This window comes from Streptomyces sp. NPDC020801 (assembly GCF_044334385.1).
In the GTDB taxonomy this organism is placed as follows: Bacteria; Actinomycetota; Actinomycetes; order Streptomycetales; family Streptomycetaceae; genus Streptomyces.
This window is the reverse complement of the sequence record NZ_JBIRST010000029.1, coordinates 44436-55484: the sequence shown is the minus strand read 5'-3', so window position 1 is coordinate 55484 and position 11049 is coordinate 44436. Positions and strand designations below refer to the sequence as shown.

The 11049-nt window shown below is 72.6% G+C and carries 8 protein-coding genes; 3 read left to right on the top strand and 5 right to left on the bottom strand.

Annotated features, from left to right (window positions below; genetic code table 11):
- Window positions 1–39 precede the first annotated feature (39 nt).
- The 3 genes from ACH4UM_RS36865 to ACH4UM_RS36855 all read right to left on the bottom strand — a co-directional run bounded on the left by ACH4UM_RS36865 (window position 40) and on the right by ACH4UM_RS36855 (window position 3223).
- Window positions 40–252, bottom strand: a complete 213-nt coding sequence (locus ACH4UM_RS36865; RefSeq protein WP_398189441.1) for a hypothetical protein — start codon at window positions 250–252, stop codon at window positions 40–42.
- 262 nt (window positions 253–514) lie between these two features.
- A complete protein-coding gene (locus ACH4UM_RS36860; protein WP_398189438.1) occupies window positions 515–2155 on the bottom strand; it encodes an ABC-F family ATP-binding cassette domain-containing protein in 1641 nt (546 codons plus the stop codon).
- A 36-nt stretch (window positions 2156–2191) separates the two neighbouring features.
- Window positions 2192–3223 carry an oxidoreductase gene (locus ACH4UM_RS36855; RefSeq protein ID WP_398189435.1) on the bottom strand — a complete coding sequence of 344 codons (1032 nt, stop codon included), beginning with the start codon at window positions 3221–3223 and terminating at the stop codon, window positions 2192–2194.
- Window positions 3224–3289: 66 nt separating this feature from the next.
- Between ACH4UM_RS36855 and ACH4UM_RS36850 the strand changes: the two genes are divergently transcribed.
- A complete protein-coding gene (locus ACH4UM_RS36850; protein ID WP_398189432.1) occupies window positions 3290–4246 on the top strand; it encodes an FAD-dependent oxidoreductase in 957 nt (318 codons plus the stop codon).
- Between the two features lie 10 nt (window positions 4247–4256).
- On the opposite strand, the gene ACH4UM_RS36845 is transcribed toward ACH4UM_RS36850, so the two are convergent.
- Window positions 4257–6224, bottom strand: a complete 1968-nt coding sequence (locus ACH4UM_RS36845) for a Xaa-Pro dipeptidyl-peptidase (RefSeq protein ID WP_398189430.1) — start codon at window positions 6222–6224, stop codon at window positions 4257–4259.
- Window positions 6225–6435: 211 nt separating this feature from the next.
- Between ACH4UM_RS36845 and ACH4UM_RS36840 the strand changes: the two genes are divergently transcribed.
- Complete coding sequence (locus ACH4UM_RS36840; protein WP_398189427.1) at window positions 6436–7929, top strand: M1 family metallopeptidase; 1494 nt, start codon at window positions 6436–6438, stop codon at window positions 7927–7929.
- Window positions 7930–8074: 145 nt separating this feature from the next.
- Window positions 8075–8818 carry a MerR family transcriptional regulator gene (locus ACH4UM_RS36835; RefSeq protein WP_398189424.1) on the top strand — a complete coding sequence of 248 codons (744 nt, stop codon included), beginning with the start codon at window positions 8075–8077 and terminating at the stop codon, window positions 8816–8818.
- A gap of 8 nt (window positions 8819–8826) precedes the next feature.
- Here the strand turns inward: ACH4UM_RS36835 and ACH4UM_RS36830 are convergent, their stop codons facing one another.
- A complete protein-coding gene (locus ACH4UM_RS36830) occupies window positions 8827–11016 on the bottom strand; it encodes a 3-hydroxyacyl-CoA dehydrogenase NAD-binding domain-containing protein (RefSeq protein WP_398189421.1) in 2190 nt (729 codons plus the stop codon).
- Between the last annotated feature and the right edge of the window lie 33 nt (window positions 11017–11049).

Below are 11049 nucleotides of genomic sequence, written 5' to 3'. Positions count from 1 at the left end.
TTCGACCGTCCGGTCATGGTCCCCGGTACCGGCGGGGCGCTATCGCGGGTGTGGGCCCGGCGGTAGCGCGGAGTGGGGTCGTGGGGCCGGCCCCTGCGGCGACGGCCCCGGCCCGAAGGCGCCCGGTGGCTGTCCGGTCCGCATCACCTGCTCGAGTTCGAGACGTATGGTCGTGGCCGCGTCGCGGACGCGGGCGGGCACGTCACCACGCTCGGCGACGAGTTGGTGGTAGATGGGGGCGTCTTGGAACATGGGCAACCAGGCCTTTCGGTCTGCGGTTTCGCTCCGCTGGGCAACGGTTGCCGAGTGTAGGGCCCCGCGCCCGCACCGGTGACCGCCGATCCGGACCTAGTGCTGTGGCCGGAAAGGTTCGCCGGATAGCCCGCGGCGTCCGGTGCGGTGCATCGCAAGGCGGAGCATCGCCCGCGTACTGGATATGTACTCGGGTGATGCGACAACGCGGTGAGGTGCCGCGCCGGGCGTCGCGAGCCGGTGAACCTCTCCGATCGCAGCGCTAGCGCTCCGTCACCTTGCCGTCGGCGACCTCCAGTTGCCGGGTGACGCGTACCGCGTCGAGCATGCGGCGGTCGTGGGTGACCAGCAGGAGGGTGCCCTCGTAGGAGTCCAGGGCGGACTCCAGCTGCTCGATGGCGGGCAGGTCGAGGTGGTTGGTCGGCTCGTCGAGGACCAGCAGGTTGACGCCTCTGCCCTGGAGGAGGGCGAGCGCCGTCCGGGTGCGCTCGCCCGGGGAGAGGGTCGCCGCGGGGCGCAGGACATGGGCCGCCTTGAGGCCGAACTTGGCGAGCAGGGTGCGGACCTCCGCCGGCTCGGTGTCGGGGACGGCCGTGCAGAAGGCGTCCAGGAGGGTCTCGGGGCCGTGGAACAGTCGGCGGGCCTGGTCGACCTCGCCGACCAGGACGCCGGAGCCCAGCGCCGCGTGTCCGGCGTCCAGGGGGACGCGGCCCAGCAGGGCGGCCAGCAGCGTCGACTTGCCCGCGCCGTTCGCACCGGTGACCGCCACCCGGTCCGCCCAGTCGATCTGCAGGGACACCGGGCCGAGCACGAAGCCGCCGCGCCGTACCTCGGCGTCGCGCAGCGTGGCGACGACGGCGCCCGAGCGCGGGGCCGCCGCGATCTCCATGCGCAGCTCCCACTCCTTGCGGGGCTCCTCGACGACGTCCAGGCGCTCGATCATGCGCTGGGTCTGGCGGGCCTTCGCGGCCTGCTTCTCGCTGGCCTCGCTGCGGAACTTGCGGCCGATCTTGTCGTTGTCGTTGCCCGCCTTGCGCCGGGCGTTCTTCACGCCCTTGTCCATCCAGGCCCGCTGCATCTGCGCCCGGTCCTGGAGGGCGGCCCTCTTGTCGGCGTACTCCTCGTAGGAGCCGCGGGCGTGGCGGCGGGCCACCTCGCGCTCCTCCAGGTAGGCCGCGTAGCCGCCGCCGTAGAGGTTGATCCGGTGCTGGGCGAGGTCGAGTTCGAGGACCTTGGTGACGGTGCGGGTGAGGAACTCGCGGTCGTGGCTGACGACGACGGTTCCGGCGCGCAGCCCGGTGACGAAGCGCTCCAGCCGCTCCAGGCCGGCCAGGTCGAGGTCGTTGGTCGGCTCGTCGAGCAGGAAGACGTCGTAGCGGGACAGCAGCAGCGAGGCGAGGCCGGCGCGGGCCGCCTGGCCGCCGGACAGGGACGTCATGGGCTGGTCGAGACCGACGGCCAGCCCGAGGGAGTCCGCGACCTCCTCGGCGCGCTCGTCGAGGTCTGCGCCGCCGAGGCCGAGCCACCGCTCCAGGCTCAGCGCGTACGCGTCGTCCGCGCCCGGTGCGTCCTCGACGAGCGCCTGAGTGGCCTCGTCCATGGTGCGCTGGGCGGCGGCCACCCCGGTGCGGCGGGCGAGGAACTGGCGGACGGTCTCGCCCGCGCGCCGGTCCGGCTCCTGGGGAAGGTGTCCGACGGTCGCCGCCGGCGGGGAGAGGATGAGTTCGCCCTGCTCGGGCGCGCTCAGCCCGGCAAGCATCCTGAGCAGCGTGGACTTGCCCGCGCCGTTGGCACCGACCAGCCCGATCACGTCCCCGGGCGCGACGACGAGGTCGAGCCCGGCGAACAGCGAGCGGTCACCGTGCCCGGCGGCGAGGTTCTTGGCGACGAGAGTGGCAGTCATCAGAGCGCCGATCCTAGTGCCCGCCCCGGGCCGGGCTCAGCGCGCCACCGCAGCGACCAGCACGCTCCCCGAGGTCCGCGCCACCACGAAGGCCTCCCCCCGCACCGCCCGGGCGTCCAGCGGGATGCGGTGCCGGCCCGGGGCCAGGACGCCGTCGAAGACCTGGCGGGTGTGGGTGCGGTGGAACCGGTCGAGGCGGTACGCGGTGAGCCGGACCCGGCAGGGAGAGGTGATGTCGACCTCCGCGGCGCCGCCGGCGGCGGCCAGGCGGGTCAGGCGCCGCTGTTCCACCGGGCCGCGGTCCAGGGCGTGTTCGATCTGGGCGACGAGGAGCGGGACGATCGGGGCGAGTCCGTCGACGTAGGCCGCCTCGATGCCGGCGCGTTCGAAGGCGTGGCGCACGGCGGCGCGTTCCTCCGCGCCGACCGCCCGGCCGAAGGCGACCGCGCCGTACGCGCGCAGTTCGTCGGCGGGGACGTCGTGCGCGTCGTGGGTGATGTCGGCGCCGATGCCGATGGTGCGCAGCGCGGCGGCGAGCCTGGCCGGCAACGCGACGCGGGCGCCGATCAGCAGCACCCGGCGGCGTGCGGCCGGGGCGCCGCCGTCCAGCAGCGCGCCCAGTGCCGCGCGGTACTCGGCGCCGTCGAAGCGGAACGGGCCGATGCCGTGGTAGCCGTTGAGCTCCAGGTCGGCGTGTTCGTCCGTCTGCCAGGCGAAGTCCCGCCAGAGGTAGTCCCGGCCGTCCGTGCCGTGCCTCTCGATGACCGCGGTGACTGCGCCGCAGGCCAGGTCCGCGCACTCCGGGCAGCCGTAGATGACGTACCGGCCGTCCGGCAGCGGCGCCTCGGTCTCCAGCAGCAGGCCGCGCACCTGCGCGGTGAAGATGGCGGGCGGGATGTCGGAGGCGAGCGGGGAGACCGCGTCCAGGTCCGACAGCCGGTAGAGCAGCGGCCGCCCGTCCACGACGAAGTCCACGAAGTCCCGGTGGCGCTGGTGGCCGCCGTCGGCGAGGACTTCCCCGGCACGCATCGCCGGGGCCAGGCCGAAGGTCGCGTACTCGGCAGACATGCGGTGAGTATTCCCGGTGCGGGGCCGATGTGAGCGCCCCGTGACACATTCCGCTACCGTCCCTGCGTGGACAGTGAGGTGGGTGGCGAGGCCGTCGTGGTCGGCGGCGGGATCGCCGGGCTGACGACGGCCGTCGTGCTGGCCGAGCGCGGCCTGCGGGTGCGGGTGTGGACGCGGGAGCCGGCCGGGCGTACGACGTCGGCGGTGGCCGGCGGGCTGTGGTGGCCCTACCGGATCGAGCCGGTCTCGCTCGTCGGGGACTGGGCCCTTGAATCCCTGGCCGTGTACGAGGAACTGGCCGCGCGTCCCGGTGAGACGGGTGTGCGGATGGTCGAGGGGGTGCACGGCGAGACCCGGCTGGACGCGCTCGGGCCGTGGGCGGCGCGGGTGCCCGGGCTGCGTAAGGCGCGCGCCGGGGAGTACACGGGTACGGGGCTGTGGGCGCGGCTGCCGCTGATCGACATGCCGGCCCATCTGCCGTGGCTGCGGGAGCGGCTGCTGGCTGCGGGCGGGAGGGTCGAGGAGCGGACGGTGACGGATCTGGCCGCCGTCGACGCCCCGGTGGTGGTCAACTGCACGGGCCTCGGCGCCCGGGCCCTCGTACCGGACCCCGCGGTGCGGCCCGTGCGCGGGCAGCTCGTCGTCGTGGAGAACCCGGGGATCACCACGTGGCTGACCTCCGTCGGCCACACCTCCGCCGCCTCCACCTACTTCTTCCCGCAGCCGGGCGGGCTCGTCCTCGGCGGTACGGCCGAGGAGGACGCCTGGTCCCTGACGCCCGATCCGGCGGTGGCCGAGGCGATCGTCGCGCGGTGCGCGGCGTTCCGGCCGGAGATCGCGGAGGCGCGGGTGCTGGCGCACCGGGTCGGGCTGCGTCCGGCGCGGCACGCGGTGCGGCTGGAGCGTGAGCGGCTTCCCGGCGGGCGGGTGCTGGTGCACAACTACGGTCACGGCGGGGCCGGGGTCACCGTGGCGTGGGGCTGCGCACGCCAGGCGGCCGGGCTGGTGGCCCCGGCCGCCTGAACCGTGTACGTCAGTGCGCCGGCACCCGGTGGACGGTGTGCGGTGCCCGTACGCCGTCCAGGGTCGTGGCCCCCGGTGCGGCGGGCGCCGAGCCGGCCGTGGCCCGGGCGAAGGCCGCCGTGCCGCCGAGGAGCGGGACCTTCGCCGAGGTGCGGGACAGGTCCAGGGTGAGGGTCGGGGTGCTGGACGGAGGATCGATGAGGTCCTTGTCCGTGCCCGCCACGATCAGCGCCAGACGGTGACCCGTGGGGACGACGTGGTCGGTCGCCGCCAGGTCCAGGGTGATCGTGTAGGCCTTGCCGGGGGTGAGCGGTACGCCCTTGCCGGCGGAGGCGTAGTTGCCGAGGTCGGCCCAGCCGCGGCTGAGGACCGTGTACGTGACGGCGCTGGTCCTGGCCTCGGTCTCCTTGAAGCAGGCGCTGTCGCCCGCCGTGCTCGCGCCCCAGCAGGTGCGGTCGGTGAGGGTGGTGATGCCCTCGGCGGCGTCGGCGTAGTCGCGGATGGTGTCGGGTCCGAGGTCGACGAGCACGGCGGACAGGTGTGCCGTCGAGGTGGTCGGGGTGGCGGTGACGGTGACCTGCGAGGAACCGGACAGCCGCAGCGCACGGCTGAGCGGCCCCGTGACGAAGCCCGCCTTCTCCGGGGCCGGCTTGTCGATCCCGGCGGCCCAGTCGGTCTCGCTCAGCCGGGGGTCGTCGGTGAAGGTCTCGGTGCCGTGGGCACCGCGCAGGCCGAGGGTCCCGACGCCCGGCCGGCTGCCCGGGGCGGGGCGCAGGGTGGTCGCCCCGGTGCCGCGCGGCGGCCAGGTCCGGGAGGTGACCCACTGGTCGGGGTGGCGTTCGATGTCGGCCATGGGTTCGCGGTCGATGCCGTTGTCGTAGCCGAGGAGTTCGTGGTCGAACCAGCGGTGGAGGGTGTCGGCCCAGGCGGCCCGGCGGAAGTCGAAGGGGTCGACGTGGCCGGTCTGGGAGAGCCAGATCTTGCGCTGCACATCGTGCTTGGCCAGGGCGTCCCACCACTGGCCGAAGTTCTTGGTGCGGACGTTGAGGTCCTGCATGCCGTGCACGAGGAAGACGCTCGCCCGTACCTTGCCCGCGTCCTTGACGTAGTCGCGCTCGGTCCACAGGCCGGTCCAGTCGCCGGTGCGCGGGGCGCCGTCGACGAGTTTCTTCTGCACGGCCGCGCATCTGGCCTGCGCGTCCGGGCTCTCCACGTAGTTCGACAGCCAGTCGGGGCCGGAGCCGTAGAGCGGGGCGCCCTTGGCGAAGTAGTAGTCGTACCAGGAGGAGATGGCGCTGATCGGCACGATGGTCTTCAGGCCCCGGACCCCGGTGGCGGCCACACCGTTGGCGATGGTGCCGTCCCAGCTCTTGCCGATCATGCCGGTCGTCCCGTTGGTCCAGGTGGCCTTGACCGTGGTGGAGCCGGTGCGGGTGGTGTAGGCCCTGGCGCGGCCGCCCAGCCAGTCGACGACGGCCTTGGCGGACTGGACGTCGAAGCGGCCGCCGACGTCGACGCAGCCGTCGGAGCGGCTCGTGCCGGCGAGGTCGACGCCGACGAAGGCGTAGCCGCGAGGCACGAAGTAGTTGTCGTAGAACAGCGGCATCTGCACGACGTGGCCGTGTGCGTCGTAGGTCTTCTTCTGGCTCTCGTTGCCGCGCCCGCAGCAGGAGTAGTACGGGCTGGCGTCCATGATCACGGGTACTTTGCGGCCCTGCTGGGCCGGTTCGCGGGGCCGGACGATGTCGACGGCGACGCGGTCGCTCCTGCCGTCGCCGTCGCCGTCGAGTCCGGTGTCGACCCAGACGGCCTCGCGAACGGCGTGGGCGTAGGAGTAGACGGGGCGGCTCTCGCGCGGGGTCCGGCTGTCGCGTGGGGCGCCGTGGGCCGGCGCCGGGGTGAGGAGCGCTGCCGCCAGGACGGCGGTGGCCGTCACGGCGAGCGACCTCCAGGTCTTCATGCGCATGCTTATCGGCATGCGCGGGACGGTACAGGGGGCAACTCCCGTGCAGAAGAGGGGACCTGACGGACCGGTGGACCCGACCGTGGCCGGAAAGGACCCCTGTGAGCGCTGCGGTCATGACGGCCGAATGGCGATCGTGTGACCGCGGTGGCCATGGACATGCCCGGTGACCGAGGGACTCAATAGGCTCCGAGCAGACCCCCCGTCCTGACTACTTGGAGCTGACGTGCACCGCAGAATCATCGCGCCGGGCGCACTGGCGGCGGCCACCCTTCTGCTGGCGATCCCGGCATCGGCCGCGAGTTACTCACCCGGCGCGCCGGGCATCGGCGACCCCTACTACCCCGACTACGGCAACGGCGGCTACGACGTCTCCCACTACGACCTCAGGCTGACGTACCGGCCCGCGACCGACGAGCTGGAGGGTACCGCGACGATCTCCGCACGGACCACGCAGGACCTCTCCAGCTTCGACCTGGACTTCCTGCTGGACGTGAGCGAGGTGCGGGTCAACGGCGCGCCGGCGGCCTTCTCCTCCTCGGGTCAGCACGAGCTGGTGGTCACCCCGAAGACGCCGCTGGCGAAGGGCACACCGGTCACGGTGGTGGTCCGCTACCGCGGGGTGCCGTCCGCCAAGAGCGCGTACGGTTTCACCGCCTGGCACCGCACCCCGGACGGCGCGGTCGCGGCGGACGAGCCCGAGGCCGCCTGGTGGTGGTTCCCGAGCAACGACCATCCGAGCGACAAGGCCACCTACGACGTGTCGGTGGCCGTGCCGGACGGCACCCAGGCGATCTCCAACGGCACGCTGCAGTCGACCGCTTCCCGGCTCGGCTGGACCCGGTACAACTGGCGTGAGAACAAGCCGCAGGCGACGTATCTGGCCACGCTCGCGCTCGGGAGGTTCGACATCACCACGGGCACCTCCGAGGGCGGCACCCCGGTCGTCAACGCCTACAGCAGGGATCTCGGCGACAACGACGGGGCGGCACGGGCGAGCGTGGAGCGCACCGGAGAGATCGTCGACTGGCTGAGCGGCTATTTCGGGCCGTATCCGTTCAGCTCCGCCGGAGGCTACGTCCCGAACACGACGACCGGGTACGCGCTGGAGACGCAGACGCGCGTGTACTACAGCCCGAAGCAGTTCGCGAACGGCTCCAACACCTCCGTCGTCGTACACGAGCTGGCCCACCAGTGGTACGGCGACAGCGTGTCGCTCAAGGGCTGGAAGGACATCTGGATCAACGAGGGCTTCGCGCGCTACGCGCAGTGGCTGTGGTCCGAGCACGAGGGCGAGGGCACCGCGCAGGAGCTCGCGGACTACGTCTACGCCTCGCACCCTGCCGACGACGCGTTCTGGACGGTCAAGCCGGGCGACCCGGGGCCGGACGACCAGTTCGACATCGCCGTCTACGACCGCGGCGCGCTCGCCATCCAGGCACTGCGCAACGCGGTCGGCGACGACGCCTTCTTCGCCGTCCTCAAGGGCTGGCCGCAGCAGCACGCCTACGGCAACGCCTCCGTGGCCGACTTCCAGAAGTACGCCGAGCAGGTCTCCGGCAAGCCCCTGGCCGCGCTCTTCGACACCTGGCTCTTCCAGCCGGCGAAACCGTCCGCTCCCGCGGCCCGCGCGGCGTCCGTCGCCAAGCGGGCGACGGCTCCCGCGCGGCCGAGGTCGTGGAAGAAGATCGAGGCCACCGACGACGCGCACGCCAAGTGAGCGACGGGCCGGGCGGCCGGGGCAGTCACCTGCCCTCTCGGCCGCCCGGCCCCACACCTCCTGGCAACGGTCACCCGTCGCACACCGCAGGTCAGGGCTTTCACACCATTGGTGAGACAGCGGTACTGCAGCGATACTGCTGCACATGACGACCGACACCGGGGAGCCGACCCTCACCATCGACGAGCTGGCCGCGCGGGCCGGCGTCACGGTGCGCACCGTCCGCTTCTACGGCACCCGCGGCCTGCTGCCGCCCCCGGTGATCGGTCCGCGCCGGGTAGGTCACTACGGCCGGGAGCACCTCGCGCGGCTGGCGCTGATCGAGGAGATGCAGCACCAGGGGATGACCCTCGCCGCGATCGAGCGTCATCTGCGGCAGTTGCCGCCCGACCTGACCCCGCACGACCTGGCCGTCCACTGCGCGGTGGTCGCCTCCTGGGCGCCGGAGACGGTGGAGACGCTCACCCGGCCGGAGCTGGAGCGGCGGGCGGGCCGGGCGCTCACCGGGGAGGAGGTGCGCCGGCTGGCCGCGATGAACGTGGCCGTGGCCGACGGGGACGCCTTCCGCGTCGACTCCGGGCTGCTGCGGCTCGGCGTACAGCTGCTCGACGTCCCCCTGTCCCAGGAGACGATCCTCGCCGCCCGCACGGCGCTGATCGAGCACGCGCGGGCGGCCGCCCACGAGTTGTCCGGGCTGCTGCGCGAGGCGGTGGCCGAGCGCGGCACGCAGGACGTGAAGTCGCTGTCCGCCCACATGCACCCGCTGGTGGTGCAGGCCCTGCTGACCACCTTCCAGCGGTCGCTGAAGGAGGAGCTGCGCGAGTGGGTCGACGCCGCCCGGCCGGAGGGGCCCCGGGGCCAGGACCCCCGGGACACGCCCTCCGCGTGAGCGGCGCGTCAGCGCCCGTCGGTGAAGGTCTCCCCCTTCTCCGCCTTCGCCACCAGCAGGGCGGGAGGCGTGAACCGCTCGCCGTAGCGCTCGGCGAGTTCCCGCGCGCGGGCCACGAAGCCGGGAAGACCTCCCTGGTAGCCGTTGATGTACTGCAGCACCCCGCCGGTCCAGCCGGGGAAGCCGATGCCGAGGATCGAGCCGATGTTGGCGTCGGCGACGGAGGTCAGGACGCCCTCCTCCAGGAGCGTGACCGTGTCCAGCGCCTCGGAGAAGAGCATGCGCTCCTGCATGTCCTCGAACGGGATCTCGTACCCCGGCTTGGTGAAGTGCTCGCGCAGGCCCGGCCAGAGCCCGGCCCGCCTGCCGTCCTCGCCGTACTCGTAGAAGCCCGCGCCGCCGCTGCGGCCGGTGCGCCCGAACTCGTCGACCATGCGGTCGATGACCGCCTCCGCGGGGTGCGCGGCCCAGGTGCCGCCCGCCTCCTCGACGGCCCGCCTCGACTCGTTGCGGATCTTGCGGGGCAGCGTGAGCGTCAGCTCGTCCATCAGGGACAGCACCTTGGCCGGGTAGCCGGCCTGGGCGGCCGCCTGCTCGACGGAGGCGGGCTCGATGCCCTCGCCGACCATCGCCACGCCCTCGTTGATGAAGTGGCCGATGACCCTGGAGGTGAAGAAGCCGCGCGAGTCGTTGACGACGATGGGCGTCTTGCTGATCTGCCGGACGAGGTCGAAGGCGCGGGCCAGCGCCTCGTCGCCGGTGCGCTCGCCCTTGATGATCTCGACCAGCGGCATCTTGTCGACGGGTGAGAAGAAGTGCAGCCCGATGAAGTCGCTCTGCCGCTCAACTCCCTCCGCCAGCAGGGTGATCGGCAGGGTGGAGGTGTTGGAGCACAGCAGCGCGCCCGGCGCGACGACGCTCTCGATCTCCTCGAACACCTTGTGCTTGAGGGCCACGTCCTCGAAGACCGCCTCGATCACCGCGTCGCAGCCCGCGAGATCGGCCACCTCGGCGGTCGGCGTGATCCGGGCGAGCAGCGCGTCCGCCTTCTCCTGGCTGGTACGGCCCCTGGCGACGGCCTTGGCGCACAGCTTCTCGGAGTAGCCCTTGCCCTTGACGGCGGCCTCGAGGGACACGTCCTTCAGGACGACCTCGATGCCCGCGCGGGCGCACGAGTAGGCGATGCCCGCGCCCATCATGCCGGCACCGAGGACGGCGACCCTGCGGATCTGGCGGGGCTCGACGCCCCGGGGCCGGTTGGCGCCGGAGTTGACGGCCTGGAGGTCGAAGAAGAAGGCCTGGATCATGTTCTTCGAGGTCTGCCCGGCGGCCAGCTCCACGAAGTAGCGGGCCTCGATGACCTGGGCGGTCTCGAAGTCGACCTGGGCGCCCTCGACGGCGGCGGCCAGGATGGCCCGCGGGGCCGGGTAGGGGGCGCCGTTCGTCTGCTTGCGCAGGGTGGCCGGGAAGGCGGGCAGGTTCGCGGCGAACTTGGGGTTGGCCGGAGTGCCGCCCGGGATGCGGTGGCCGGGCTCGTCCCAGGGCTGCTGGGACTCGGGGTTGGCGTCGATGAAGGCGCGTGCCTTGGCGAGCAGTTCGTCCTGGGTGGCGGCCACGTCGTGGACGAGACCGTCCTCCTGGGCGCGGCGCGCGTTGTACTGGGTGCCCTGGAGCAGGACCTTCAGCAGGGCGTCGGCGATGCCCAGCAGCCGCACGGTGCGCACGACTCCACCGCCGCCGGGGAGCAGGCCCAGGGTCACCTCGGGGCAGCCGATCTTCGTGCCCGGGGTGTCGAGGGCGATCCGGTGGTGGCAGGCCAGGGCGATTTCGTAACCGCCGCCCAGGGCCGCGCCGTTGATGGCGGCGACCACCGGCTTGCCCAGGGTCTCGATGCGGCGCAGGTTCCGCTTGATGGCGAGACCGCCGTCGAACAGTTCCTGGGCGGTCTCGGGGGTGACCCGGATGAGGTCGCGAAGGTCGCCGCCGGCGAAGAAGGTCTTCTTGGCGGAGGTGAGGACGATGCCGCGGATGGATGCGGGATCGGCCTGGATCTCCGCCTCCAGGCGGTCGGTGACCGCGGCGAGGGAGTCGCGGAACGCCTGGTTCATGGTGTTCGCCGACTGGTGGGGGTCGTCGAGGACGAGGGTGACGACGCCGGTGTCGTCCTGTTCCCAGCGGATGGTGGTGCTCTCGGTCATGTCGGGGGTCTCCGTTGAAGTCTGAGGTCTGCG